Below are 25,722 nucleotides of genomic sequence, written 5' to 3'. Positions count from 1 at the left end.
GTACCTATTTTAAATGCCGTGATCGTAACGCGGCAAAGGGAGAGCGATCTTGCGTATCGATGATGTAAAACTTGCCGTGGTTGGCCTGGGCTATGTCGGGTTGCCGTTGGCCGTAGAGTTCGGCAAGAAGCGCCCAGTCATTGGTTTTGACATTAACGTCAAACGAATCAAGGCCCTGCAGGGTGGTCACGACCACACGCTCGAGGTCGATGATGACGAGTTGGCCGAAGCCAAACACCTGACGTACACCGCCGAGCGCGACGAGTTGGGCCAGGCCAATGTGTACATCGTGACCGTGCCCACGCCCATTGACGAATACAAGCAGCCCGATTTGACACCGCTGGTCAAGGCCAGCGAGACGATCGGTGCGGTGCTCAAGCGCGGCGACATTGTCATTTACGAGTCCACCGTGTATCCCGGCGCCACTGAAGAAGACTGCGTGCCTGTACTGGAGCGCGTGTCGGGCCTGAAATTCAACGAGGATTTTTACGCGGGCTATAGCCCCGAGCGTATCAACCCGGGTGACAAGGCTCACCGCGTCAGCACCATCAAAAAAGTGACTGCCGGTTCGACGCCCGAAATCGCGGACCTGGTTGATGCGCTGTACAACGAGATCATCACCGCCGGCACCCACAAGGCATCCAGCATTCGCGTGGCCGAGGCTGCCAAGGTCATCGAAAACACGCAGCGCGACGTCAACATTGCGCTGATCAACGAGCTGGCCCTGATTTTCAACAAGATGGGCATTGACACCGAGGCCGTGCTGGAGGCCGCTGGCACCAAGTGGAATTTCCTGCCGTTCCGTCCGGGTCTGGTAGGCGGACACTGCATCGGCGTCGACCCGTACTATCTGACGCACAAAGCGCAGTCCATCGGTTATCACCCCGAGATCATCCTGGCCGGCCGTCGGCTGAATGATTCGATGGGTGGCTACGTGGTGTCGCAATTGGTGAAATGCATGACCAAGCAGCGCATCCATGTGCAGGGTGCGCGCGTTCTGGTGATGGGCCTGGCCTTCAAGGAAAACTGCCCCGATCTACGCAACACGCGTATCGTGGATATCGTGCAAGAACTCGGCGAATACAACGTCGACGTCGACGTCTATGACCCTTGGGTCGATGCGCAAGAGGCGGTGCACGAATACGGCATTACGCCCGTGTCGGAGCTCAAGCAGGGCCACTATGACGCTATCATCCTGGCGGTGTCGCACGAGCAGTTCGTCAATATGGGCGCCGCAGAGATCCGCAAGCTGGGCAAGGCCAAGCACGTGTTGTACGACCTGAAGTACGTGCTGACCTCCAGCGAATCCGATCTGCGTTTGTAAAAAGAGAGAAGGTATGAGCGAACGCTACGAAAGCATCCAGCAAGATCTACGTCAAACCCCGCGCAAGTGGCTCGTCACCGGCTGCGCCGGATTCATCGGGTCCAATCTGTTGGAAACGCTGCTCAAACTCGATCAGACGGTCGTGGGGTTGGATAATTTCGCGACGGGTCATCAGCACAATCTCGATGAGGTGCGCAACTCGGTAGTGCCTGCGCAATGGGAGCGATTCACCTTTATCGAAGGCGATATCCGCGACCTGGAGATCTGCCAGCAGGCGACGCAGGGTGTGGACTACGTGCTGCATCAGGCGGCGCTGGGATCGGTGCCGCGTTCATTGAATGATCCGATCACGACGAACGCCGTCAACATCAGCGGGTTTCTGAATATGCTGGTGGCGGCACGCGATGCCAAGGTCAAAACGTTTGTGTATGCGGCGTCCAGTTCCACGTACGGAGACCACCCCGCCTTGCCCAAGGTCGAAGACACGATCGGCAATCCGCTGTCGCCTTACGCGGTCACCAAGTACGTGAACGAACTGTACGCCGACGTATTTGAGCGGTCGTACGGTTTTCGCAGCGTCGGTTTGCGCTACTTCAACGTGTTTGGCAAGCGCCAGGACCCCGATGGCGCCTACGCCGCGGTGATCCCCAAATGGACATCGGCCATGATTCGTGGCGACGATGTGCAGATCAACGGTGATGGCGAAACCAGCCGCGATTTTTGCTTTGTGGACAACGCGGTACAGGCCAATCTGCTGGCGGCGCTAGCGTCCGATGAGGGCATCAATCAGGTCTACAACGTCGCCTATAGCGGCCGCACCACGCTGAACCAGCTATACGACTTTTTGGCGAAAACATTGGCTGAACAGGGCGTGCAGTACGACAAAAAACCGGTGTATGTGGATTTCCGCGCCGGTGATGTACGTCACTCACAGGCCGATATCGGCAAGGCCGGCAAGCTGCTGGGCTATCAGCCCGAGTTCGATATCCAGCGTGGCCTGCAAACCGCCATGCCCTGGTATACGAAATTCCTGCGTTGATCATTCGGTACCGAGCCGCCCCACGAGCAACATCCCCCCGTTCGAGGGGGCGTTGCTCCGGCGCGGGGTGGGGAAATTTTTGAAAGCGCTTATACGCAAAGTCAACGCAATCCACCCTGATCATCAGCGGATCTTCAAGGCTGCGTTTCGGGTGGCGATCTTCCTTATTTTGGGAAAGGCCGCCGGCGCTCTCAAGGAAATGGCGGTGGCCTACCGCTACGGCGTCAGCGATGCCGTAGACGCGTATCAGTTCACCATGACGATGGCCACCTGGCTGCCGGTCACGATCGTGGGCGTGCTGGGGGTGGTCCTGATTCCGGTACTGGTGCGGCTGCGACGCAAGGGCGGCGTGGAGCGCGATTTATTTATTCGTGAACTTCAGGGCTGGATGCTGCTGGTGGGCGTAGCGCTGGCGCTATTGACCGCGTTGGCCTGGCCGTGGGTGCTGCAGTGGTTGGGCAGTGGGCTGTCGGTGCAGGTAGCCAACATGAGCACCCAGCTGTTGGTGGCCTTTGTCCCCGTGACAGTATTTGTGCTGATGGCGGGTATCAGCGGCGCGCGACTGCGTTCGCACGAGCGTCACGTCAATACCTTGCTCGATAGCGTTCCCGCCATTGCTACGTTGGCCTGGGTGATGCTGGCCGTGACGACGGAGCAAGACGTGGCGCCCTTACTGTGGGGCACACTGGTCGGCTATGCCATCCAGGCGGTGTGGCTGGCCTGGCTGGCCGCGCGAGCGGATAAGGGGTTCTGGGGGTCGCCGCGCTTGTCGCTGCAGTCGCCGCATTGGCCCGAGTTGCTCAGCGCCGCAGGCATCATGCTGGTGGGCCAAGTGGCGATGAGCTTCGTGGGGCCGCTGGACCAATACACGGCGGCGAACCTGGGCGATAACGCCAACGCCACGCTGGGGTATGCCAGCCGTTTGTTGTCCTTGTTGTTGGGGATCGGCGCTGTGTCGGTGGGCCGGGCTGCGTTGCCCGTGCTGGCCGATATACAAAGCCGGGGCGATGCCGTTCGGGCGCGTGCCATGGCATTGAAGTGGTCGGGGTTGATGCTGGGGGCGGGCGCCGTGGCGGTTGCGATCGCCTGGGTGTTGGCGCCGTGGGGCGTTGCCCTGCTGTACGAGCGCGGCGCCTTTACCGCGGACAATACGCAGGCGGTGGCGGAGGTATTGCGCTGGGGATTGCTGCAACTGCCGTTTTATTTTGGTGTTCTGATTTTGGTGCAATTGCTGGCCAGTCAGAATCGGTATCGTGTGATGGCGGCGATCGCTGTGGCGAATTTTCTGCTCAAGGCGGCCATGAATGCGGTGCTGGCGCCGCGCATGGGCGTGACAGGGATTATGCTGGCCACAGCGGCGATGTATGCCTTGTCATTTACGTGCTATGCCGTGGTCGCCTTAAGGCGCCATGAGCCGCCGGCCCCCAAGGAGGCTGCCTGATGGATTCGCAAGTCATGCGTGAGCCGCGTGTCCTGATTTTTATTCACTCGCTGCACGGCGGCGGCGCGGAGCGCGTCGCGGCGGATCTCAGCGCGCAGTGGGCGCAGTCGGGTTGGCAGGTCTCGCTGGTGACGCAGGCGGATGCGCAGGACGATGCCTACGCTTTACATCCCGCCGTACAGCGCAAAATCTTGCACACGGCAGGCGGGGGCGGCGGGTTGCGGGGCATCTGGGCGAATGTACGGCGCGTGCGCGCCTTGCGTCGGGTATTGCGCGATTTTCAGCCCGATATCGTGTTGGGCATGATGACGACAGCCTCGGTGCTGGCGGTGATGGCGGCACGGGGGTTGCCTTGCAAAGTGATTGCTACCGAGCACACCCATCCGCCGTCTCAGACGCTGTCGGGGTTGTGGCAGCGCTTGCGACGCGTGACTTATCCGCACGCGGCATCTGTCGTCGCCCTGACGCGGGGTACGGCAGATTGGCTGGCGCAGCACGTACCGGGATGCAAGCTCGCCGTGATTCCCAACCCCGTACACTGGCCCTTGTCGCGCGCTGAACCCGTGCAGATGCCGCCGCCGGCCGAGGGCCGTCGACGCCTGCTGGCGGTCGGACGTTTGCACCCCGATAAAGGGTTCGACTTGCTGATCCAGGCTTTTGCGTCCGTCGCGGGGCAGCATCCGGATTGGGATCTGATCATTCTGGGCGAGGGGACCGAGCGTGCGCGCTTGCAAGCACAGGCCGACGCCGCCGGGCTGCAGGCACGCGTCGCGATGCCGGGCCGGGTAGGTAATGTCGGCGATTGGTACGAGAGCGCGGATCTTTATGTGTTGACCTCCCGTTTCGAGGGGCTGTCCAATACCTTGCTTGAGTCGTTGGCGAGCGGCCTCGCGGCGGTGTGCTTTGATTGCGATACTGGGCCGCGCGAGGTGGTGCGCGAGGGTATCGATGGGGTACTGGTGCGGCCCAATGGAGATGTGCCTGCCATGGCCGCGGCGTTGACGAAGCTGATGAGCGATGACGCGGCCCGACAGGCGCTGGCGCGACACGCGATCGAAGCGCGTGAACGATTTTCCATCCAGCGGGTGCTGGGTTTGTGGCAACAACTTTTCGACGATGTGCGTGGGCAGGAGAAATAGCCTCGCCCGGCCGCCGTCCAGACAAGCACGGAAGAAAACATCATGTGTGGAATAGTCGGAATTTGGGGCTCTTTGCAAGACAAGACGCAGGTGTTGGCCGAAAGCTGCCGGCGCATGCGGCATCGTGGCCCGGACAGCCAAGGACAATGGGAAGATCGGGCCGCCGATGTGGCACTGGCCCACGTCCGCCTAGCCATTCTGGATCTGACCGAAGCAGGACATCAGCCCATGGTGTCGGCTTGCGGTCGCTACGTCCTGGTGCTCAATGGCGAGATCTACAACCACCTGGAATTGCGCGCGAGCCTTGAGCAGGCCGGCCAAGCGCCTGATTGGCGCGGCCATTCGGATACCGAGACGGTGTTGGCCAGTTTTGCCGCGTTGGGCGTTCAAGCCACGTTACAAGCCACGGTGGGCATGTTTGCCGTGGCGCTCTGGGACCGCGAGCGTCGTACCCTGACGCTGGCGCGTGACCGCATGGGCGAAAAACCCTTGTACTACGGCTATACGGGCGCCAGCCTGGTGTTCGCGTCGGAGTTAAAAGGACTGATGCCGATTCCGGGTTTTGGCCGCGAACTGAACCGTAGCGCCCTGGCCTCATTGATGCGGCATAACTACATCCCATCGCCACAGTCGATTTATGAGGGGATCTACAAACTGCCGCCGGGCACGTGGCTCGAAATCTCCGAGGCGGATATGCGTGCGCGCCGGGTGCCGCCACATCACGCCTATTGGTCGGCGCTGCAAATGGCCGATCAGGGATTGCAGACACGGAGCAGTTTTGCATCGGATGAGCAAGCTACCGATGAACTGGAAGCCATTCTGTCGAAGGCCGTTGGCGGACAGATGTTGTCTGACGTGAGCTTGGGCGCATTTTTGTCGGGCGGAATTGATTCGTCGACGATCGTGGCGCTTATGCAGGCGCAAAGTTCGCAACCGGTGCGAACGTTCGCGATTGGTTTTCACGAGAAAAAATACAACGAGGCCGAACACGCGAAGGCCGTGGCCCAGCATCTGGGCACGGATCACACCGAGCTCTATGTCACGGCGGACGATGCGCTGGCCGTCGTACCGACACTGGCCGATATGTATGACGAACCATTTGCTGACTCGTCGCAGATTCCGACGTCGCTGGTGACTCACATGGCGCGCCAGCATGTCACGGTGGCCCTGTCGGGCGACGGCGGCGACGAGTTGTTCGGCGGGTATTCCCGTTATCTACGTGTGCGCGACTGGTGGGCAAAATGTGGACGCATCCCCGGACCCGCGCGCCATGCGTTGGGCGCGATGATGACCGCCTCCGGCGCGCTACCGGGCCGTGGCGCCTGGCGCGGCAAAGTCAGCAAGCTTGGTGAGATGCTGCGCGCTGACACGCAAGGCGAGTTCTATCGCACGTTCGTCTCGTATTGGGCAGACCCGGGCCAGATCGTCAAGGGTGGCGTTGAGCCCCCGTCGTTGTTTGAGCAGTCCATGGGGGGCTCGCTGTTCGATGTGATGATGAAGCTCGACACGGTGACCTATATGCCGGATGACATCCTGGTCAAGGTCGATCGCGCTGCCATGGCGGTCAGCCTGGAGACTCGCGTTCCTTTGCTGGATCATCGCGTGTATGAGTTCGCCTGGCGTTTGCCGTTCGAGTACAAGGTGCGCGGCAATACGGGCAAGTGGCTCTTGCGCCAGGTGCTGCATCGCCACGTCCCGCAATCTTTGGTGGACCGCCCCAAGCGTGGCTTTGCGGTGCCGTTGGCAAGCTGGTTGCGAGGGCCGTTACGGGATTGGGCCGAGTCTCTGCTGGATCCGGCTCGCCTGCGGCAAGAGGGGTGGTTTGAACCCGAGCCTATTTTGCAGAAATGGCGCGAGCACATCTCGGGTCACCGTAACTGGGACAGTCGTTTGTGGGGCGTGCTGATGACGCAAGCCTGGCTGGACCGCTATCACGCCGGCATGACTGGCGAAAAGGATTCTCGACGATGAAAGTATTGCTCCTGGTCAGTTCCATGCATGCGGGCGGCGCGGAAAGGGTGGCCGCCACTTTGGTCAACGCCTGGAGCGATCGCGGTGATGCCGTGACTCTCGTGCCCACTTATTCGTCCAAGGGCACTTGCTTTTATCCGGTTTCCGATGATGTGAGCCTGATTTGGCTGGCGGATCGGGTGGGCACGCGCAGCGGTGGGTTATGGGCCGCGTGGCAGCGGCTGCGTGAATTGCGCAAACTGATCCTGGAGCGCAAACCCGATGTGGTGGTGTCGTTCCTGACCAACGTTAACGTGGCCGCCATTCTGGCCATGCGGGGGTTGGGCAAAATCGATATTCCGCTGATTGTGTGTGAGCGTACCAATCCCGTTGCAGAGTTGACGACGGGTCGCGTCTGGCGCGCATTGCGACGTTTGCTGTATCCGCGCGCAGACATGGTGACCGTGCAGGCTGAGGATACGGTGGCGCCGTTTGCGCGTGCCGTGCCTGGTATCAAAGATATGCCGGTTGTCCCTAACCCCCTGCCTCCCGAATTGCTGGATGCCCCCTTGGTCGATACGCAGGCCAACGTGTCGCGCAAGCGCCTGCTGGCCATGGGCCGGTTGGTGCCGGCCAAACAATTCGATTTATTGATTGACGTGTTTGCGCAGCTCGCCGATGAGTTCCCGGATTGGGACCTTTGCATCTGGGGCGAGGGGCCTGACCGTGACGCGTTGCAGGCGCGTATCGCGGCCGCCGGCCTGGCGGATCGCGTGCAGTTGCCCGGACGTACGGAATCCCCGTGGGATGAATTGTCCAAGGGGCAGGCCTTTGTGCTGAGCTCTGCGGTGGAAGGCTTTCCCAATGTCTTGTTGGAGTCGATGGCGCTGGGACTGCCTTGCGTAGCGTTCGATTGCCCAAGCGGTCCGCGTGAAATGACGCGCGATGGCCAGGATGCCGTGTTGGTGCCGGCGGGAGATCGTGAGAAGTTGCGTGAGGGATTGCGCAGCCTGTTGTCCGACGCCGCCTTACGCCAAACGCTGGGTGCGCGTGCGGCCGAGTCCGTGCGCAGCCGTTACGCTTTGCCTGCCGTGTTGGCAAAATGGGATACCTTGTTCGCTCGTGTCCGAGAGACCTCATGAATTCACCCGCTGTCTTGCGCGTTACGCATGTGATCACCGGACTGGGGCAGGGCGGTGCCGAAGCCGTCTTATTTCGTCTGGCCACCTATCCCGATCAGCACGTTCACCATACGGTCGTGTCGTTGACTGACGATGGCGTCTACGGCGAGCGTTTGCGCGCGGCCGGCGTGACCGTGCATACCCTAGGCATGGCGCGCGGCCGCGTCAGTCTGAGTGATTTTTTGACGTTGCGCCGGCTGCTGATAGCGGGCAAGCCCGATGCCGTGCAGACGTGGATGTATCACGCCGACCTGATCGGTGGCCTGGCCGCGCGCCTGGCGGGGATCCGGGCGCTGGCCTGGGGAATACGCAATTCCGGCGCACACCTACAACGCAGCAGTCGCTCGGCACGCGCGGTCCTGAAGTTATGCGCGTTGCTATCCGGACGTGTTCCCGCAGCGATCGTGTGCGCGGCGCGTGATGCCGCGGTACGGCACGAGCAATACGGCTATCGTGCCGAGAGGTTGGTGGTTATTGCCAATGGCTATGATTTGTCGCGTTATCAGCCGGATGCCGAGGCGCGCCAGCGTGTGCGTCAATCGTGGCAAGTCGGGGACGACGTCCCGGTGATTGGCTGCGTGGCGCGCTGGGATCCCCTGAAAGACCACGCCAACCTGCTGGGTGCGATGGCGTCGCTGGTGCATGATGGCGGACCGCAGCGTTTTCCCGAGTTGCGCTGTGTGCTGGTGGGGCGCGGCATGTCGCCCGATAACGCCGAGCTTGCCGCATTGATTGACCGCCTAGGCTTGCGGGATCGGGTCCTGTTGGCGGGCCCCAGTGATGAAGTACCCGCCGTGATGAATGCGCTCGACATTCACGTGTTGTCCAGTTGCGCCGAAGGCTTTCCCAATGTGGTGGCCGAGGCGATGGCTTGCGGGACGCCTTGTGTGGTGACCGATGTGGGCGACGCCGCGCACATTGTGGATCAAACCGCGGTGGTGGTGCCGCCGGAGCAGCCCGAGGCGCTCGCCCAGGGGATCGCCCGCACACTAGAGAATATTGCCGTGCGCGGTCGTCAGGCGGTGGGCGATCCCGGTCGGGATCGTGTACTGGCAGAGTTTGATTTGGCGCATATGGTCGCGGCGTATGACGCCGTGTGGCGTCGCATCGCGCAGGAGTCTCGATGACTGCATCTCGTTTGTTGTTCGTAGTGAATAACCCGGCGTTTTTTTTATCGCATCGTTTGCCCTTGGCGTTGGCGGCGCAGCACGCGGGTTATGACGTACACGTCGCGACGATGGCGGGCGACAGCGTGCCGCAGATTCTGGCGCATGGATTGACGCATCACGTGATTCCCATGACGCGCAGCGGTAAGAATCCCGTGCAAGAACTGGGTACCGTCTGGGCGTTGTATCGTCTTTTTCGTACTTTGCGGCCTGCATTGGTGCATCTCGTGACCATCAAACCCGTGCTGTATGGCGGTATCGCGGCCCGCCTGGCCAGGGTGCCCGCTATGGTGTCGGCGATTTCGGGCTTGGGTTTTGTCTTTGTGGCGCGTGGCGCCAAGGCGGCGCTGGTGCGCCAAGTGGTGGCCACGTTGTATCGCTTGGCATTGGGGCATGGGAACAGCCGTGTCGTGTTTCAGAACGCCAGCGATCGCGAATCGTTGCGCAAACTGGGCGCGCTACGTGACGAGCAGGTCGTGATGATTCGAGGCTCGGGCGTGAATCTGTCGGCCTATGCCGCGGTCGCCGAGCCACCGCCACCCGTGGTGGCGCTGATGGTCGCGCGTTTGCTGCGCGACAAGGGCGTGCTGGAGTTTGTCGAGGCGGCCAGGACGTTGCAACGCCAAGGGGCGGGGGTACGGATGTTGTTGGCAGGCGGGATTGATCCGGGTAATCCGGCATCTGTGTCGCAAGCCGATGTTGATGCGTGGCAGCAAGAGGGCATTATCGAAGCCCTCGGAGAGCGTCGCGACATCGCGGATTTGTATGCGGCCGCGCATATCGCCGTCTTGCCTTCGTACCGGGAGGGGTTGCCACGCTCGTTGATCGAAGCGGCCGCTTGCGCCCGCGCGGTCGTCACCACAGATGTGCCCGGTTGCCGCGATGCGATCGAGCCGGATCGGACGGGTTTGCTCGTGCCACCGCAGGACGCCCAGGCGCTGGCGCAGGCCATTGGCCGCTTGGCCAATGACACGGCATTACGGCAGGAAATGGGCCGTGCCGGGCGTGCCCTTGCCGAACGCGAATTCGATATCGAAGATGTGTGTCGTCAACATCTGGAGATATATCGGTCGTTGTTAAAATGCCCGTCCTCGGTATGACCGCGAACGGGCTTGATCGGATCGAGGTGTCTCGAGCCTAGAACGGCAGCGTTGCGCCGGGAGCGAGTTTCAGCAGTTGCTCGCGGAAGGCGTCCTGAATGCGCGTCAGGGCCTCGGGCGTATCTGCCTCAAAGCGCAGCACCACGACGGGCGTCGTGTTCGATGCGCGGGCCAGACCAAAGCCATCGGCGTACTCGGCACGAACGCCGTCGATCGTTACGACACGCAGCGCACCGTCGAAATTGCCTTTTTCCTGCAAGGCCTTGACCAGCACAAAGGGCTCGCCTTCCGCCATTTCGAGCTTGAGCTCGGGCGTGGACAGCGCTTGCGGCAAGTCTTCGAGCAATTGCGAGGGGTCGGCCTCGCGCGAGATGATCTCGAGCAGGCGAGCGCCCGTGTATAGCCCATCATCGAAACCGTACCAGCGCTCCTTGAAGAAAATATGGCCGCTCATTTCGCCGGCCAGTGGGGCGCCCGTTTCAGCGAGCTTTGCCTTGACGAGAGAGTGGCCGGTCTGCCACATCAGCGGTTGTCCGCCGGCCTCTTGGACGGCCAGGCCCACATGACGGCTGCATTTCACGTCATAAATAATGGTGCCGCCGGGGCAGCGCGTCAACACATCGCGCGCAAACAGAATGAGTTGGCGATCGGGCCAGATGATTTGCCCATTCTTGGTGACCACGCCCAGGCGGTCGCCATCGCCGTCAAATGCCAGGCCAATCTCGCAATCCGTACGGGCCAGGTGATCGATCAGGTCTTGCAGGTTATGCGGGTCAGCGGGATCGGGGTGATGGTTCGGGAATGTGCCATCGACCTCGCAGTACAGTTCGGTGACGTCGCAACCCAATGCGCGGAACAATTGCGGCGCCACGGCGCCGGCAACACCATTGCCGCAGTCAATGGCGATCTTGAGTGGCCGTGCCAGTTTGACGTCGCCCACGATGCGTTGGACGTATTCGTCAATCAGGTCGAGCTCGCGACGCGTGCCGCGCTGGGTGACCGGCGGGGCATCGGCCGTCGCGGCATTCATGGCATCGCGCAGCGCCAGCACATCCGGGCCATAGAGCGCCCGGCCACCCATCATCATTTTGAAACCGTTGTATTGCGGCGGATTGTGGCTGCCGGTGATGGCAATGCCGGAGCCCGTTTCTTGGGTATATGCCGCGTAGTACACGAGCGGGGTAGGCACTTGGCCGATGTCGAGGGTGTCGATGCCACCATCAAGAATGCCGTCCTGCAGGGCTTGTGAGAGCTCTTCGCTGCTGAGGCGGCCATCGCGGCCCACGACCAGCGTCGAAACGCCGTGTGCGTGCGCTTGTGCTGCGAGAGCGCCACCCAATGCACGCGCGAAGTCGGCATTGAGATTATCGGGGACAGTGCCGCGGATGTCGTAGGCCTTGAAAACAGAGTCAGGGTACTGGCGGGTGGATTTCAAGCGTGCTCCTGGTTGCAAGATCGGATGGTGCTACGCCGCGGGGGGCGAATGTGAGGGGTATTATCCTCGATTCGTTTGTCATGTGGGCGCGCGCGCAGCAGGCACGTCTTACAATAAATAACTCACATTTTTAATGTCGCCTGGAGTTTGGCTTGCCAGGTGCTTCGATCACGGTCGTGTCCATGAGCTTACTGAACGCACTGCAATCCGCCCTGGGGACTGCCCACGTATTGACCGGTGCTGACGCCGAAACCTATGTGCAGGATTGGCGTCGCCGCTATCGGGGAGCCGCCCTGGCGGTGATTCGCCCAGGTTCGACCGACGAGGTCGCGCAAGCAGTACGTTTGTGTGCGCAGCACGGTACGCCGGTCGTGCCGCAGGGCGGTAATACGGGTCTATGTGGCGGCGCGACGCCCGACGACACGGGCCTGGCCGTGGTGTTGTCGACCGCGAGGCTGAATCAGATTCGAGCCATCGATACCGACAATGACACCATCACGGTGGAGGCGGGCTGTATCTTGCAGGCAGTCCAACAGGCCGCCACCGACGCGGGGCGTTTGTTCCCGCTCAGCTTGGCGGCCGAGGGCAGTTGCACCATCGGCGGCAACCTGGCGACCAACGCGGGCGGCACGCAGGTACTGCGTTATGGCAATGCCCGCGAACTGGCGCTGGGACTCGAGGTCGTGACGGCCGAGGGCGAGGTCTGGAATGGTCTGCGGGGGCTGCGCAAAGACAACACTGGTTACGATTTACGTGATTTGTATATCGGCAGCGAAGGCACGCTGGGCATTATCACGGCCGCCACCCTCAAACTTTATCCCTGCCCGGTGGCGTCCTGCACGGCTTTGTTGGCACTGGACTCGATTGATGCCGCCGTCGAGCTGCTGTCGCGCGCGCGCCTGGGTTTCGGGGCTGCGCTGACGGGTTTCGAACTGATGGCGGGCGATTGTTTGCAGACCGTGGTGAGTCTGTTTCCGCAACAACGTTTACCTTTTGAGGGCGCGTCGACACAATCGCCCTGGTTTGCATTACTCGAGCTCTCCGATAGCGAAAGCGAGATCCACGCCCGCGAGCGTTTCGAATCGGTGCTGGGCGAGGCCATCGAGGCCGGCCTGGTCACGGATGCGGCGATTGCCTCCAGCGTGGCGCAGAGCCGTGCCCTGTGGCATTTGCGGGAAAGCATCCCGCTGGCCGAGGCCGAGCAAGGCAAAGGGGTCAAGCACGACGTGTCGATCCCGATTTCATCCATTGCCGAGTTTGTGCACAAGACAAACGCGTTGCTGCAAGCGCGCTTTCCCAAGGTGCGCAACGTGGTCTTTGGCCATCTGGGCGATGGCAATCTGCATTACAACGTGGCGCGTGCGCCGGGCCAGACCGAGGCCGATTTGCTGGTCCTGCAGCAAGACATCTATGACATCGTGCATCGTAGCGTGATCGACCACAACGGTTCGATCAGCGCCGAGCATGGCATTGGCCAGCTCAAGCGCGACGAGCTGCCGCACTACAAGAGCGATCTGGAACTGGGCCTGATGAAGCGCATCAAGCGGGCGCTGGATCCGCAGGGATTGATGAACCCGGGCAAGGTCCTGCAGGCCTGACAAAGCCCGGCCTCACCATTGCTGCGCCTGGCAATCTCTTGCGGCGGATGTCCGCCGCAAGAGATCTGTTGCCTATTTATTTGAGCAGTAGCTCCGGCAGCCATAAGGAGAACGTCGGCACGTAGGTGACCAGTCCCAGTGCCGCAATCAGTGCGCCGTAGAACGGCCAGATGGTCCGCATGACGGTACCGACGGATACTTTGCCGATTGCGCATCCGACGAATTGCACAGTACCCACAGGTGGGGTATTTAAGCCCAGCGCGCAATTGATCAGGATAACGACGCCAAATTGCACGGGACTCATGCCGTACTGCATGCAGATCGGTAGAAAGATCGGTGTGCAGATGAGAATGGTCGCCGCCATATCCAGAAAAGTGCCCAGCAAAAATAGCGCGATATTCACCATCAAAAAGATCGCCCAGGGTTCGTTCGAAATGGCCGACATGAGTTCGCCTGTCTTTTCCGCGACGCTGTAAAACCCGATCAGATAGCCAAAGGTGGCCGAGATGCCAATCAGCAGCAGCACGATACCCGTGGTTTTGACGGCTTTGGCGGCGGCGCGGATGAACTGGTCCCAATTCAACGAGCGGTACACCAACGCCGTTAACGCCAGTGAGTACAGGACGGCAATCGCTGCGGATTCGGTGGCTGTGAATACGCCGCTCAGAATCCCCGCGATAATCAGCACGATCACAAACAGGCCCGGTGTCGCTGCGACCAGTGAGCGCAACACGATCGCCCATCCTGGAAATGTGCCAGCGGGATAACCGCGTTTGCGAGCCACGAGATAGGCCGCCGCCAGATTGCACAGTGTCAGAATAACGGCCGGGACGACGCAGGCGGCGATCAGTGCGGCGATCGAGACTTTGCCGCCGGTGGCCAGCGTATAGATGATGATGTTGTGACTGGTCGGCATCAGGGCGCCCACCAACGCCGCATGGGTGGTGACGTTCACCGCGTAATCGGCGTGATATCCCTCGCGCTTCATCATAGGGATCATCACGGAGCCCATCGCCGAGACATCTGCGACCGGCGATCCCGATACGCCACCAAACAGCGTGCAAGCTAACACGTTCGACATGCCGAGCCCGCCGCGGACATGACCCACCGTCGACTTCGCGAAGGTCACGATGCGGTCGGCAATGCCGCCGTACAGCATCAATTCACCGGTAAAGATAAAGAACGGAATGGCCAGAAACGAAAAGGCGTTCATGCCCGAGGTCATCTGCTGAAACGCCACCGCGATAGGCAGATCTTCGTACACGATGGCCGATATCGAGGCCAGGCCGATCGCAAAAGCGACGGGCACCCCGATCACCAGAAAGCCCATGAACGTCAGAGATAGGAGTGTTAGTGCCATGCTGGAACGACCTCCTGATTGCGCAACAGGGCAATGATGTGCTCTATCGAAAATAGGACGATCAACGCGCCAGATAACGTGGCGGGGATATATTTCCAGCCTTCGGACAAGCCTAGATTGGGAATCTTGTAGCTATGCACCGATTCGGCCAACTGGCCGCAATACCACGCCATCAATGCGCCAAACAGCAATACCAGCAGGTGCACCACTATCTGCAGGCGGCGCTTGCCTGTTTCGGGCAACAGGTCGGCGAGGGACTCGAAACCGATATGACTCGCGTCGCGTACGGCAACGGCGGCCCCTAGCATCGTCACGTACAACACAAGCAGTAACGATAGACTTTCGGCCCAGGTCGGGGTGTTGTTCAGGACGTGACGGCCAAATACTTGGAACGATACAGCGGCGACCAGGCATATCACCCCGATCACACTTAGCACCATGCAGAGTCGAGCGATGGCCGCGCACAACTGTGCGTAGCCATTGAAGACCCGTGCGAGTGTGCTGCCGCTGCCTTCCGTAGATGAAAGCGCTTGGGCAGACATGACTCTTCCTTATTTAACTGCCTGGATGCGAGACACCAGGTCTTTCATTTCCGGTGTAGTGACATACCGTTCGTATACCGGCGCCATGGCGGCCTGGAACGAGGCCTTATCGGGTTCGATGATCTCCGAGCCCGCTTTGACGACGACCGCGCGTGAAGTGTTTTCACGTTCGCTCCAGAGTTTGCGCATGTAGGGCACGGATTCCAGGGCGGCCTTGCGGATGATGTCGCGATCCGCATCAGAGAGCTTGTCCCATTGGCGTTTCGAGAACAACAACATCTCCGGTGTCATGGTGTGCTCGGTCAACGAGTAATACTTCGCGACCTCGTAGTGATGCGCGCTCTCATAGCTGGGATAGTTGTTTTCTGCGGCATCGACGAGCCCGGTCTTCAGTGCGGTGTAGACCTCGCCCATGGGCATGGGTGTGGCGTTGCCACCCAGCGCTTCGATCATGGCGACCGACAAGTCTGACTGTTGCACGCGGATCTTCATCCCGCGCACGTCGTCCTTGGTCTTGATGGGTTTTTCGCCCGAATACATCGAGCGTGCCCCACTGTCATACCAGGCCAGGCCCACAAAGCCGGCGTCTTCGCAAGACTTCAGGATTTCGTCGCCGATATCGCTGTCGAGCACTTTGTGTAGATGATCCTTCGAACGGAACAAAAAGGGCAACGACGGAACACGGGTGGTTTGGCAGATATTGTGCATGGCCGCGCTGCTCACGCGTGTCATGGCCAACGCGCCCAGCTTGACCTGTTCGATCGAGTCGCCTTCGCTGCCCAGCGCGCCGCCCGAATAAATTTTGACTTCGATACGCCCGTCAGTGCGTTTCTTGATCAACTCCCCCATATAGCGCACAGCCTGTACGGTGGGATAGTCGTTGGGATGGATATCGGCCGAACGCAGCGTTTCGGCTTGGGTGATTGCGCCTGCCGACAGGGTCAGGGCACTGAGCGCGGCCACGGTGGCGCGCTTGAGGGTAAAGCACAGCATTGTCTACCTCCGGATTGGGAGTACGTTGTCGACTCGACTCTTGTGGAAATCGCTGCGGGCACTGCGTTGGTGCCAGTGTGGGCCTGGGTGGCGGCCCGTTTATTGGGGCATCTCGGGGGCTAGCCGATGTGAGCAGATTCCTCCAGGCCGCAGGGGCCGGGTATGAAGGCGAATAACGCACCATCCAGCGCGTCTTTTGCGGCGTGGGGAGGGCGAATGCTAGTAATAAACAAGGTGTCTAGGCGGGCACCACCAAACGCGCACATCGCGGGCTTGGCAACCGGCAGGGCCAGGCTGCGATCCAGCCGGCCATCAGGGGTGTAGCGATACAGCATGCCGGCATCGTTACCGCATATCCAGTAGCCGCCGTCCTGATCCACCGCCGCGCCGTCCGGACGGCCCGCAGGCAGTCGTTCGATGAATACGCGGCCGTGATGCGGCACGCCGACATCCCTGTCGTAATCAAATACCCAGACCCTCTGGCGATCAGGATGCGAGTCCGATAGATACATTTTGCCGCCATCGGGGCTGAACGCCATGCCATTGGGCACGATGAAGGGGGCCGCGAGCGGGATGGTCAGCTTGCGATCCGCATAGCGATACAAGCGACCGGCGTCGCTGGCCAGTGACATGTCCTGAACCATTGTGCCGGCCCAAAATCGCCCTTGCCGGTCGCACCGACCGTCATTAAAGCGCATGTTGGGCGCGGCATGGTCGACCGTAGTCAATGGGGTGGCCTGGGGCTTGGGCTGATCCGGCGTCAGCGCGGGCAACGCGTACAGGCCGGTTTCCATGGCGGCCAGCCACCCCGTTGCAGACATCGCAATACAGCCTGCCATTTCGGGCATTTGCCACTGGCAGATCTGGCCATCGGCCGGGGTATAGCGCCACAGTCGGCGTGCCGGGATGTCGGTCCCGTACAGCGCTTGGTCACCGGGATGCCAGACCGGACTTTCTCCGACCGTGCACAGGAGGTCTCCCAGCCGCTCGATGCATGGCTGTTCAGTCATGCGTTGAACGGCCCGGCTTTGACAAAGGCGCCGCCCTGGTATTGCGTCGCAGGGTCGTTGGGGTCGGGCGTGGGTTGGGCTTCGACTTCGGCGCGAAACGGCTCGGACGAGTCTTTGGGGGCGAAGCCCAAATGCTGGGCGAGATGGTTGTCCCACCAGCGATCGCGATTGGCGGAGGCGCCATAGACAATCGTATGGCCTACGTCAGGCGTGAAGAGCGAACGTACGACGAGTTGCAGCAGGTCGTCGTAACTCATCCAGGTCGCCAGCATGCGTCGATCGCGTGCTTTTGGAAAGGACGAACCGATGCGCAGGCACACTGTTTCAATGCCATAACGGTCGAAATAAAAGCGCGATAGATTCTCGCCAAACGCCTTGCTGATGCCGTAGTAGCCATCGGGGCGCGGTGGCGTGGCCGCGTCGAGCACCTCGTCTTGCCGGTAAAAGCCGGTGACATGGTTCGAGCTGGCGAAAACGATGCGCCGTACGCCATTCAGGCGCGCCGCCTCATACAGGTTATAGGTGCCTTGGATATTGGCGGGCAGGATTTCCTCAAATGGGCGCTCGACCGACACGCCGCCCAGATGGACGATGGCGTCCGTGTCATGGACCAGCGCGATGACGGCTTGCAGGTCGGACAGATCACAAGGGACGACTTCCTCGCCCTCTGCCGCCGGCGAGAGCGGGGCGATATCCGACAGACGCCTTACCTCGGCGTAGGGGCGTAGTCGTTCTCGCAGAACGCCGCCCAGGCCTCCCGCGGCGCCCGTAATCAGCAGACGGTGGCAATGTTGGGCGGGCGGAGGGGAAGAGGTCATGCGGGCATTCCGGCTGGGGGTGGCAGAAGCAAGGGCGTAGGCTGACTGATGCGTGAGCGGGACAGTGTTGCGTGTCGAACATGTACGTTGTCGTACAACTTAGGGCAGTATAATGAGGCCAGAATTTTCACGTCAAGTGCACTTTTATCCGGGGTATCCCTTGATGACCCACTTCGCAGACTTGCAGGCTTCTGCTCCGCGTCGGCCTCGCAACCTGGCGCAGGGCCTGGTTGAAGACGTGTCCGATCGGATCCGGGGCGGGCATATCCTGCCCGGTGAAAAACTGCCGACTGAATCCGAGTTAATGCGGCAATTCGGCGTGAGTCGTACCGTGGTGCGCGAGGCTTTGTCCCGATTGCAGGCGGCAGGCTTGGTTGAGACCCATCACGGGATTGGCACCTATGCACTCAAGCCGAGCGATAGTGCGGATTTTCGTGTCGATCCGGCAGACTTGGCCACCGTGCGCGATGTGTTGGTGCTGCTCGAGTTACGTATCTGTCTCGAAAGCGAGGCGGCGGGCCTGGCCGCGCAGCGCCGGACTGACGTGCAGTTGGCCCAGATGCGCCAGGCGCTTGACGAGTTTTGCCACAGCCTGGCGACCGAGGGCGATACGATCACGCCGGACTTTCGCTTTCATCTGCTGATCGCACAGGCCACGGACAATCGTTATTTTGCCGATCTGATGTCGCATCTGGGGTCGGCCATTATTCCCCGCACGCGCATTAATTCGGCCCGTATTGCCGACGAAGACCGTCAGCAGTACCTCGCGCGGGTCAATCGCGAGCACGAAGACATCTATGATGCCCTTGCGCGCCAGGCGCCCGACGATGCTCGCGCGGCCATGCGAACTCACCTGAGCAACAGCCGCGAGCGATTGCGGCGTGCTCGGGCGCGTTAGTGATCAGGCCCCTTAGCGGGCGGGCATCACCGTGCCGACGGACTCCCCGAATCCGATCCGGGGATAACCGGCTTTTTGGCACTCGGCGCGAATGATGATCTGATCGCCATCCTCCAGGAACGTGCGCTGTTCCCCCCAGGGCAGGGCGATCGGCGCCTTGCCGCCATTGGATAATTCCAGCAATGAGCCCGCTTCGCTGGGTTGCGGACCTGATAGCGTACCGCTGCCCAGCAGATCGCCAGGTTGCAGATTGCAGCCGTTGACCGTGTGATGTGCGATCATCTGTGCCACCGTCCAGTAGCCCGCCTCACTGAAATTACTGGCCGACAAATGGGCGGGTGCATGTCGAGCGGCGCGCGATGCTTGCGTGGTTATCAGCACTTCCATTCGCACGTCGTAGGCCCCGCGGGCCCGATTGGTATCCGACGACAGATAGGGCAGTGGCTGGGGTTCGCCAGCGCCTCGGGTAAAGGCCGTCCGGAAGGGTTCCAGCGCCTCGAGCGTGACGATCCAGGGCGAGATCGTTGACGCAAAATTCTTGGCCAAAAATGGTCCCAGCGGTTGGTATTCCCACGCCTGGATATCGCGTGCCGACCAGTCATTCAGGATGCACAGGCCAAATACGTGTTCATCGGCCTGATCCAGTGCAATGCGATCGCCTTGCGCATTGCCGGTGCCTACAAAGATGCCCAATTCCAACTCATAGTCCAGTCGCTGGCAGGGGCCGAATTGGGGCGCCTCGCCTTCGGCCGTGGGACGCGTCTGTCCGACCGGGCGCGGAAATGCCTGATTGACGCCCAGGCTGGAGGCGCGGCCGTGGTAGCCGATCGGCACCCATTTATAGTTGGGCAGCAGCGGATTGTCGGGGCGAAACTGCTTGCCGATCGTGGTCGCATGGTGCAACGAAATATAGAAATCGGTGTAGTCGCCGATGCGCGCAGGCGTGGTGTACTCGGCGTCTGCCTGAGCCGACAGCAGCGGCTCGATTTGCGCTTGCAGGGGGGAACCGGTGCGCAGCGCGCGTGATAGGGCCAGGCGTAGCGCGCGCCAGTGATCGCGGCCCAGCGCCATCAGTGCGTTCAGGCTATCGCCGGTGCAGGTGTTCAGCGCCTGGGCAGCCAGGCCCTCAAAAACGTTCAGTTTGGCGAGGGCGGCCAGATCGACGATGCGATCGCCAATGGCGACGCCGGGACGAAAGGCACCTTGTGTGCCTTGTTTGCGAAACACGGCAAATGGCAGGTTTTGTATCGGAAAACCGGTGCTGTCGTCATTAGCGGTCGTGACCCAACTGGTCAGAGCGGTGTCGTGGGTTTCGTTCAAAGTTGTCATGGCGATAGATCAGTTAGGCGTGGTGGGGTTGAAGTGCTTCTTCAGGCCCTGCCAGCATCGGTAATAGTCGTCTTGCCGCGCGGCGCTAGCCAGTGCTTGTTCTGTGGGGCGAATAACGCGGCGCGTCTCGAACATGAATGCCATCGTATCGCGGATGTAGTGGGCTTGTGTCGTGTCCGCGGCACTGGCTTTTTCAAAGGTGTCCGCATCGGGACCGTGGCCGCTCATGCAGTTGTGCAGGCTGGCACCGCCTGGGGAAAATCCATCCGCTTTGGCATCATAGACGCCGTGAATCAGCCCCATGAATTCGCTGGCCACGTTACGGTGAAACCAGGGAGGGCGGAACGTGTCTTCCATGACCAGTACGCGCGGCGGGAAAATAGCGAAATCGATGTTGGCCGTGCCCGGCGTGTCGGACGGCGCTGTCAGCACGGTGAAGATCGACGGGTCGGGATGATCGAAGCCGATCGAGCCCACCGCATTAAAGTGACGTAGATCATATTTGTAAGGGGCGTGTGTACCATGCCAGGCCACCACATCCAGCGGCGAATGATCAATGGTCGCACGCCAGAACCCGCCGGTGAATTTGGCGATCAGTTCAAAGTCACCGTCGACATCTTCGTACCAGGCTGTCGGTGTCTGGAAATCGCGCGCGTTGGCCAGGCAGTTCGAGCCGATCGGTCCGAGCTCCGGCAGTCGCAGCGCGGCGCCGAAGTTCTCCAGCATATAGCCCCGAGCGTGACCGTCGGGGAGTTCGACGCGTAGCCGGACGCCGCGCGGAATGACGGCGATTTCCTGGGGCTCGAGGTCGATCATGCCCAGTTCGGTGACCAGGCGCAGTCGTCCCTGTTGCGGCACGATCAATAGCTCGCCATCGGCGTTATAGAAGACACGATCCTGCATGGATCGATTGGCCACGTAGAGGTGGATGCCGACGCCGCTTTGCTCGCCTGGGCTGCCATTGCCGCCCCAGGTTTGCACGCCTGCGATGAAGTCTGTGGGGGCATCGGGGACCGGCAGTGGGCTCCAGCGCAATTGATTCGGGGTAACCGGGCCGGTGCCGAATTCGCTCAGCCAACGCGGCGCACCCGTAAAAAGCTCGAACGGCAAGTGCTGTGCGCTGGGGCGGATGCGATACAACCACGATCGACGATTCTCCGAGCGCGGCGCCGTAAAGGCTGTGCCGGACAACTGCTCGGTGTACAGGCCATAAGGGCAGCGTTGGGGCGAATTGCGGCCGACAGGTAGCGCGCCGGGCAGCGCTTCAGTTGCCCAATCGTTGCCAAAGCCAGATTGGTATTGCAAGGACATGATATGAGTCTCCTGGCGCACGTATTCGGTAGCCTTGTCTAGCGGCCGGGCGGCGCCGTGATGATGTGCATATTGTCGAGAAAAAATCGTGGTGTGGCTATGGGAATATAAAAATATCGACTATAAATTCTATGAATATAGGTAACACCTCAAGGACAAGGCATGGCGGAGCTACGCAATATCGACCTGAATCTGCTGGTTATTTTTCAGCATTTGCTTGAGGACCGTAATATTTCGGCTGTTGCCCGGCGCTTGAATTTGTCGCAGCCCGCGGTGAGCAATGCCTTGCGGCGTTTGCGGTCGGTGTTGGGCGATGAGTTGTTCGTGCGGACCACGCACGGCATGCAGCCGACCCCTCACGCGGAGCGACTCGGCGGACCCGTGGGCGAGGCGCTGGCGCTCCTGTCGCATACGCTGGATGCGAGGCACGACTTTCGCGCAGAGGAGAGCCCGCGACGGTTTCGTATTGCCATGTCGGATGTGGGCGAAATTTACTTTATGCCCCGACTGATCGAGCACTGCGCTCGTCACGCACCGGGCGTACGGATGGATTCATTGCATTTGTCCGGCGCGGATCTGCGCCGCGAGATGGACGCGGGCAGAATTGATCTGGCCATCGGCGCATTCGAGGGACTGGGTAGCGGCGTCATGCAGCGCATGTTGTTTCGTCAGGGTTATGCCACGCTTTTTCGCCGGGGGCATCCCACGGCGCACGAAGGCATGAGCCTGAAGGCGTTTCGCGCCGAACGGCATTTAGTCGTGTCTCACGCTGCCCCCCACGGGCAGGTCAATCAGTCACTGGAAAAAGCCGGCGTCGCCCTCGATGCGCATTTCAGTGTGCCGCATTTTTCCGCTGTGCCTCATATCGTGAGTGCGACCGACCTGTTGGCTACCGTGCCACAAAAACTCGCCGATAGTGTCGCCGCGCACTTTGAACTGGGGCTTTTGGCGCCGCCATTGCGCGTGCCGGCATTGCAGACGAATCTTTACTGGCACCGGCGTTTTCATCGCGACAGCGGCAATCAATGGCTGCGGGCGATCACGGTCGATATCTTCGCCGATGCGCCTTAATCCGGCACCACAGAACGCCGCGCCAAGAGTAATGCTTCCCGAATAATGTCCATATCGCCGAGATGATTGGCCAGGAGCAAGATCAAGGCCGCGTTCAGTTCGGCGCTTTGTTCGTCGGTCAAGCCGCTGTGGATGTCGATCAACGTTTCGTAAAAGGCGTCGGGAGCAGGCAGGTTGGGTTCGGTGATCAAAGGCATGGCAAGGACCTCAAATGGCGCCGAGCGCGCGTTGTAACGCGTGGGTCATGACGCTGGCGTCGAAATGACGGCGACGCGCGGCGACGTGCTGGTCGGGGCGCAGGAGATAGCAGGTGCCGGGGCGAGCGTCGTAGCGTTGTGCCAGGCAGGTGTTGGTGTCTTGCACGACCGCAAAGGAAGGGGGAGCATGCAAGGGCTCGGCGCCCAGATTGACGAGCACAATGCGTACAGGCGTGGTGTGCGGCGTCTGTGCCTCCCATGCCGCCAGGGACGCACTGTCGAGCGAACGTGCATCGCAAAACACTGCCAGCACAAAGTCGCCGTCCAGGTAAGAAAGCCACCACGCGTCGTGACCCGCCGCATCGCGCACCGGTGCGTCCAGGGCGACCGCGCCGGGCACCATGCGGCCCGTAAATGCATCATCTTGCGTCGTGGTGTCGTCTGGCGTATTGAGGGGGGAATCGAGGTACGTACTGGGCAGCGACAAGCGTCCGCTGTTGACAAGTCCGCGCGCAAAGGAATGCGTACGTGCCAGGTTAAGTACGGCATTGCGAAAGTGACGGCTGGCCTCGCTTTTCGGGGTAATGAAATCCGTGGATCGCGTGGAATTCAACAGATTTTCGTCGGCCGCCTGTTCGCGTTCGGCGGGATAGGTATCGAGCAACGTTTCGGGTGCCGTGCCTGCCAGGACGGCCTGCAATTTCCACGCCAGATTTTCCGCATCCTGTACGCCGCTGTTGGCACCGCGCGCGCCAAAGGGCGAGACGCGGTGTGCGGCGTCACCCGCGAACAGAATCCGTTGATGGCGAAACGACTCCATGCGTTCACAGGCAAAGGTGTACACGCTGGCCCATTGCAATTCGAATGACGCGTTGGGCCCTAGCAGCGCGCGGATACGTGGCAGCACGTTGGCAGGCTTGATCGCTTCGGCGGGATCGGCGTTCCAGCCCAGTTGAAAATCGATTCGCCAGACGTTGTCGGGCTGCATGTGCAGCAGCACCGATTGATTGGGATGAAAGGGCGGATCAAACCAGAACCATCGCTCCGCGGGAAAGTCCGCCGCCATCTTGACGTCCGCGATCAGGAACCGGTCTTTGAAGACGCGGCCATGGCTTTCCTGACCGACCAGTTTGCGAGTAGGCGAGCGTGCGCCGTCGCAGGCGATCAGCCATTCGCCCCGCAATGGGTACGGCCCGTCAGGGGTGTCGACGATCACCTCGACATGGCCGGCATGTTGCGTGACCTCGATGACTTTGCTTTTCCAGCGCAGATCAATTAGCGGGTGTGCGTCGGCGGCTTCGTAGAGAAAGCCTTCGACGTAGTATTGCTGCAGATTGACGAAAGCCGGGCGTCGATGGCCGGGCTCGGGCAGCAGGTCAAAGCGCCAGACTTCTTCGTCGCGGAAAAAAACCCGGCCCACATTCCACGACACGCCCTTGCTTGTCATGCGTTCGCCTATGCCCAGGCGATCCCAGATTTCCAGCGTGCGTTTGGCAAAGCAGATGGCCCGGGACCCCGTGGACAATTTGCAGTCGTCGTCCAGTACAACGACGGGCACGCCGCGGTGCGCGAGATCGAGCGCCGTGGTGAGTCCCACCGGTCCGGCACCCACGATGATGACGCGGTGCGAAGCCGGGCGGGGGGATACTTGATCCGGGTGTGGTTGATAGGCGAACTCCAGCGCCTGGTAATCCATGTCGGTCACGCCGTGTCTCCTGGCGACGAGCTGCAAGCTCGTCACGACCCGTCGCCGTCTCCTCTAGGGGATCGGTGCGCGGGCCTGGTGCGGTGCGGGTACTGGGGCAGATGAATCAGCCTTCCAGTTGTTTCCACATCTCGATGTCGCGCTTGTCGGTCCAGATGCGCGGGTCGTCGTAGCCGGTTGCTTCGTCGTAGGCACGGGACACGTCGAAAGGCATGCAGTGATCGAAGATGACCCAGTCGCTATAGCGTGGCTGCATGAAGTCGTACACCTCGCGGTAGATCGTCTTCAAGTCTTTGCCCTGGGCCGCGCCGCGGTTGACCGCGCCATACAGATCCGTCAAAAAGGCCCGCGTGCCGGCCAGGCCCTGGCGGACTTCGGTGGCGTTCTTCAGGGAGGGACCACGACCCGGGACCATTTTTTCCGCACCGAACTCGGCGAGGGCGTCCAGCGTGGTGGGCCAGTCACGAAAATACGCATCGCCGCAATAGGGCGTGGACTGGTATTCGACCAGATCGCCTGCGAACAGGATTTTTTGTTCGGGTAACCAGGCGATGGTGTCGCCTTTGGTGTGACCGCGGCCGACTTGCAGCAGGTGGACTTCCAGATTGCCAAGGTTGACCGTCATGGCACCCTGAAAGGTCATTGTGGGCCATACCAGGCCGGGCGGGATCGACTCCGCATTGCGAAACAGGCGGGGAAAACGTCCGATCTCGCTTGCCTTGTCCTGCTCGCCGCGCTCGGCGATCAGGTCGTACGTATCGCGGCTGGCCAGGATTTCCTGGGCGTTGTAGGCCGATGCGCCAAACACCCGGACGGCATGGTAGTGCGACAGCAGGATGTACTTGATTGGTTTGTCGGTGACTTCGCGGATACGGCGGATGACGTCCTGAGCCATCACGGGCGTTGCCTGCGTGTCTATCACCATGACTGCCTCGTCGCCGATGATCACCCCCGTGTTGGGGTCGCCTTCGGCGGTATAGGCATAAGCGTTGTCGGAAAGTTTGTCGAACGACACGACTTTGTCAGTGAGGTCGGCGTGCGAGGCGAATTGTTTGCTCACGATGTCTCCTGTTTTAGGGGCGGCCATCGGGCCGTTCTGATTGGGATACGGCCAA

At 61.0% G+C, this 25,722-nt stretch carries 22 protein-coding genes; 11 read left to right on the top strand and 11 right to left on the bottom strand.

Going from position 1 to position 25,722, the window contains the following annotated elements:
* Positions 1-49: 49 nt before the first annotated feature.
* The 8 genes from tviB (at position 50) to ACNAZS_RS18060 (ending at position 10,340) form a co-directional block, all read left to right on the top strand.
* On the top strand, positions 50-1,324 hold the full coding sequence (gene tviB / locus ACNAZS_RS18095; protein ID WP_415791833.1) for a Vi polysaccharide biosynthesis UDP-N-acetylglucosamine C-6 dehydrogenase TviB: 1,275 nt from the start codon (positions 50-52) through the stop codon (positions 1,322-1,324).
* Between the two features lie 13 nt (positions 1,325-1,337).
* A complete protein-coding gene (locus ACNAZS_RS18090) occupies positions 1,338-2,363 on the top strand; it encodes an SDR family oxidoreductase (protein WP_415791831.1) in 1,026 nt (341 codons plus the stop codon).
* Between the two features lie 79 nt (positions 2,364-2,442).
* Complete coding sequence (gene murJ, locus ACNAZS_RS18085) at positions 2,443-3,804, top strand: murein biosynthesis integral membrane protein MurJ (protein WP_415791829.1); 1,362 nt, start codon at positions 2,443-2,445, stop codon at positions 3,802-3,804.
* Entirely contained in the window at positions 3,804-4,943 is a 1,140-nt protein-coding gene (locus ACNAZS_RS18080) for a glycosyltransferase family 4 protein (protein ID WP_415791827.1), read from the top strand. The genes murJ and ACNAZS_RS18080 overlap by 1 nt, the downstream gene beginning before the upstream one ends.
* Positions 4,944-4,985: 42 nt before the next feature.
* Positions 4,986-6,914 (top strand): asparagine synthase (glutamine-hydrolyzing), encoded by a 1,929-nt coding sequence (gene asnB, locus ACNAZS_RS18075; protein WP_415791825.1) that lies wholly within the window; start codon positions 4,986-4,988, stop codon positions 6,912-6,914.
* Positions 6,911-8,035: a glycosyltransferase family 4 protein gene (locus ACNAZS_RS18070; RefSeq protein ID WP_415791823.1), complete on the top strand. Its 1,125-nt coding sequence runs from the start codon at positions 6,911-6,913 to the stop codon at positions 8,033-8,035. Before asnB ends, ACNAZS_RS18070 begins: the two co-directional genes overlap by 4 nt.
* Positions 8,032-9,201, top strand: a complete 1,170-nt coding sequence (locus ACNAZS_RS18065; RefSeq protein ID WP_415791821.1) for a glycosyltransferase family 4 protein — start codon at positions 8,032-8,034, stop codon at positions 9,199-9,201. The genes ACNAZS_RS18070 and ACNAZS_RS18065 overlap by 4 nt, the downstream gene beginning before the upstream one ends.
* Positions 9,198-10,340: a glycosyltransferase family 4 protein gene (locus tag ACNAZS_RS18060; RefSeq protein ID WP_415791819.1), complete on the top strand. Its 1,143-nt coding sequence runs from the start codon at positions 9,198-9,200 to the stop codon at positions 10,338-10,340. Before ACNAZS_RS18065 ends, ACNAZS_RS18060 begins: the two co-directional genes overlap by 4 nt.
* Positions 10,341-10,377: 37 nt before the next feature.
* Here ACNAZS_RS18060 and ACNAZS_RS18055 read toward each other — a convergent pair whose 3' ends face one another.
* A complete protein-coding gene (locus ACNAZS_RS18055) occupies positions 10,378-11,775 on the bottom strand; it encodes a phosphomannomutase/phosphoglucomutase (protein ID WP_415791817.1) in 1,398 nt (465 codons plus the stop codon).
* Positions 11,776-11,957: 182 nt separating this feature from the next.
* Between ACNAZS_RS18055 and ACNAZS_RS18050 the strand changes: the two genes are divergently transcribed.
* Complete coding sequence (locus ACNAZS_RS18050; protein ID WP_415791815.1) at positions 11,958-13,373, top strand: FAD-binding oxidoreductase; 1,416 nt, start codon at positions 11,958-11,960, stop codon at positions 13,371-13,373.
* Between the two features lie 76 nt (positions 13,374-13,449).
* Here the strand turns inward: ACNAZS_RS18050 and ACNAZS_RS18045 are convergent, their stop codons facing one another.
* The 5 genes from ACNAZS_RS18045 to ACNAZS_RS18025 form a co-directional block, all read right to left on the bottom strand.
* On the bottom strand, positions 13,450-14,733 hold the full coding sequence (locus ACNAZS_RS18045; protein WP_415791813.1) for a TRAP transporter large permease: 1,284 nt from the start codon (positions 14,731-14,733) through the stop codon (positions 13,450-13,452).
* The gene (locus ACNAZS_RS18040; RefSeq protein ID WP_415791944.1) at positions 14,724-15,173 is read right to left on the bottom strand and encodes a TRAP transporter small permease; all 450 of its coding nucleotides are present in this window, start codon (positions 15,171-15,173) and stop codon (positions 14,724-14,726) included. Before ACNAZS_RS18040 ends, ACNAZS_RS18045 begins: the two co-directional genes overlap by 10 nt.
* 111 nt (positions 15,174-15,284) lie before the next feature.
* On the bottom strand, positions 15,285-16,268 hold the full coding sequence (locus ACNAZS_RS18035) for a TRAP transporter substrate-binding protein (RefSeq protein WP_415791811.1): 984 nt from the start codon (positions 16,266-16,268) through the stop codon (positions 15,285-15,287).
* 119 nt (positions 16,269-16,387) lie between these two features.
* Positions 16,388-17,278 (bottom strand): SMP-30/gluconolactonase/LRE family protein, encoded by an 891-nt coding sequence (locus ACNAZS_RS18030; RefSeq protein WP_415791809.1) that lies wholly within the window; start codon positions 17,276-17,278, stop codon positions 16,388-16,390.
* Positions 17,275-18,096: an NAD-dependent epimerase/dehydratase family protein gene (locus tag ACNAZS_RS18025; protein ID WP_415791807.1), complete on the bottom strand. Its 822-nt coding sequence runs from the start codon at positions 18,094-18,096 to the stop codon at positions 17,275-17,277. The genes ACNAZS_RS18030 and ACNAZS_RS18025 overlap by 4 nt, the downstream gene beginning before the upstream one ends.
* Before the next feature lie 163 nt (positions 18,097-18,259).
* Between ACNAZS_RS18025 and ACNAZS_RS18020 the strand changes: the two genes are divergently transcribed.
* Positions 18,260-18,994: a FadR/GntR family transcriptional regulator gene (locus tag ACNAZS_RS18020; protein ID WP_415791805.1), complete on the top strand. Its 735-nt coding sequence runs from the start codon at positions 18,260-18,262 to the stop codon at positions 18,992-18,994.
* Positions 18,995-19,006: 12 nt separating this feature from the next.
* Here ACNAZS_RS18020 and fahA read toward each other — a convergent pair whose 3' ends face one another.
* Together fahA and hmgA are read right to left on the bottom strand one after the other, a co-directional pair.
* The gene (fahA, locus tag ACNAZS_RS18015; RefSeq protein WP_415791803.1) at positions 19,007-20,323 is read right to left on the bottom strand and encodes a fumarylacetoacetase; all 1,317 of its coding nucleotides are present in this window, start codon (positions 20,321-20,323) and stop codon (positions 19,007-19,009) included.
* 9 nt (positions 20,324-20,332) lie between these two features.
* The gene (gene hmgA / locus ACNAZS_RS18010; protein WP_415791801.1) at positions 20,333-21,634 is read right to left on the bottom strand and encodes a homogentisate 1,2-dioxygenase; all 1,302 of its coding nucleotides are present in this window, start codon (positions 21,632-21,634) and stop codon (positions 20,333-20,335) included.
* Between the two features lie 162 nt (positions 21,635-21,796).
* On the opposite strand from hmgA, the gene ACNAZS_RS18005 reads away from it, so the two are divergent.
* Positions 21,797-22,705 (top strand): LysR family transcriptional regulator, encoded by a 909-nt coding sequence (locus ACNAZS_RS18005; RefSeq protein WP_415791799.1) that lies wholly within the window; start codon positions 21,797-21,799, stop codon positions 22,703-22,705.
* Here the strand turns inward: ACNAZS_RS18005 and ACNAZS_RS18000 are convergent.
* The 3 genes from ACNAZS_RS18000 to ACNAZS_RS17990 all read right to left on the bottom strand — a co-directional run bounded on the left by ACNAZS_RS18000 (position 22,702) and on the right by ACNAZS_RS17990 (position 25,667).
* Positions 22,702-22,902, bottom strand: a complete 201-nt coding sequence (locus tag ACNAZS_RS18000; protein ID WP_415791797.1) for a DUF2783 domain-containing protein — start codon at positions 22,900-22,902, stop codon at positions 22,702-22,704. The genes ACNAZS_RS18005 and ACNAZS_RS18000 overlap by 4 nt on opposite strands.
* A gap of 10 nt (positions 22,903-22,912) precedes the next feature.
* On the bottom strand, positions 22,913-24,607 hold the full coding sequence (locus ACNAZS_RS17995; RefSeq protein ID WP_415791795.1) for an FAD-dependent oxidoreductase: 1,695 nt from the start codon (positions 24,605-24,607) through the stop codon (positions 22,913-22,915).
* 106 nt (positions 24,608-24,713) lie between these two features.
* Positions 24,714-25,667, bottom strand: a complete 954-nt coding sequence (locus ACNAZS_RS17990) for an MBL fold metallo-hydrolase (RefSeq protein WP_415791793.1) — start codon at positions 25,665-25,667, stop codon at positions 24,714-24,716.
* Between the last annotated feature and the right edge of the window lie 55 nt (positions 25,668-25,722).

This window comes from Bordetella tumulicola (assembly GCF_965138755.1).
Classification (GTDB): domain Bacteria; phylum Pseudomonadota; class Gammaproteobacteria; order Burkholderiales; family Burkholderiaceae_B; genus Bordetella_A; species Bordetella_A tumulicola.
The sequence above is the reverse complement of the archived record's forward strand: the minus strand, read 5'-3'. Positions and strand labels throughout refer to the sequence as shown.

Bases quoted from the DNA above. Each gene is read 5' to 3' on its own strand.
- ACNAZS_RS18090 (WP_415791831.1), top strand. From the start codon at position 1,338: ATGAGCGAACGCTACGAAAGCATCCAGCAAGATCTACGTCAAACCCCG.
- ACNAZS_RS18080 (WP_415791827.1), top strand. From the start codon at position 3,804: ATGGATTCGCAAGTCATGCGTGAGCCGCGTGTCCTGATTTTTATTCAC.
- asnB (WP_415791825.1), top strand. From the start codon at position 4,986: ATGTGTGGAATAGTCGGAATTTGGGGCTCTTTGCAAGACAAGACGCAG.
- ACNAZS_RS18070 (WP_415791823.1), top strand. From the start codon at position 6,911: ATGAAAGTATTGCTCCTGGTCAGTTCCATGCATGCGGGCGGCGCGGAA.
- ACNAZS_RS18065 (WP_415791821.1), top strand. From the start codon at position 8,032: ATGAATTCACCCGCTGTCTTGCGCGTTACGCATGTGATCACCGGACTG.
- ACNAZS_RS18060 (WP_415791819.1), top strand. From the start codon at position 9,198: ATGACTGCATCTCGTTTGTTGTTCGTAGTGAATAACCCGGCGTTTTTT.
- ACNAZS_RS18050 (WP_415791815.1), top strand. From the start codon at position 11,958: ATGAGCTTACTGAACGCACTGCAATCCGCCCTGGGGACTGCCCACGTA.
- ACNAZS_RS18045 (WP_415791813.1), bottom strand. From the start codon at position 14,733: ATGGCACTAACACTCCTATCTCTGACGTTCATGGGCTTTCTGGTGATC.
- ACNAZS_RS18040 (WP_415791944.1), bottom strand. From the start codon at position 15,173: ATGGTGCTAAGTGTGATCGGGGTGATATGCCTGGTCGCCGCTGTATCG.
- ACNAZS_RS18035 (WP_415791811.1), bottom strand. From the start codon at position 16,268: ATGCTGTGCTTTACCCTCAAGCGCGCCACCGTGGCCGCGCTCAGTGCC.
- ACNAZS_RS18030 (WP_415791809.1), bottom strand. From the start codon at position 17,278: ATGACTGAACAGCCATGCATCGAGCGGCTGGGAGACCTCCTGTGCACG.
- ACNAZS_RS18025 (WP_415791807.1), bottom strand. From the start codon at position 18,096: ATGACCTCTTCCCCTCCGCCCGCCCAACATTGCCACCGTCTGCTGATT.
- ACNAZS_RS18020 (WP_415791805.1), top strand. From the start codon at position 18,260: ATGACCCACTTCGCAGACTTGCAGGCTTCTGCTCCGCGTCGGCCTCGC.
- fahA (WP_415791803.1), bottom strand. From the start codon at position 20,323: ATGACAACTTTGAACGAAACCCACGACACCGCTCTGACCAGTTGGGTC.
- hmgA (WP_415791801.1), bottom strand. From the start codon at position 21,634: ATGTCCTTGCAATACCAATCTGGCTTTGGCAACGATTGGGCAACTGAA.
- ACNAZS_RS18005 (WP_415791799.1), top strand. From the start codon at position 21,797: ATGGCGGAGCTACGCAATATCGACCTGAATCTGCTGGTTATTTTTCAG.
- ACNAZS_RS18000 (WP_415791797.1), bottom strand. From the start codon at position 22,902: ATGCCTTTGATCACCGAACCCAACCTGCCTGCTCCCGACGCCTTTTAC.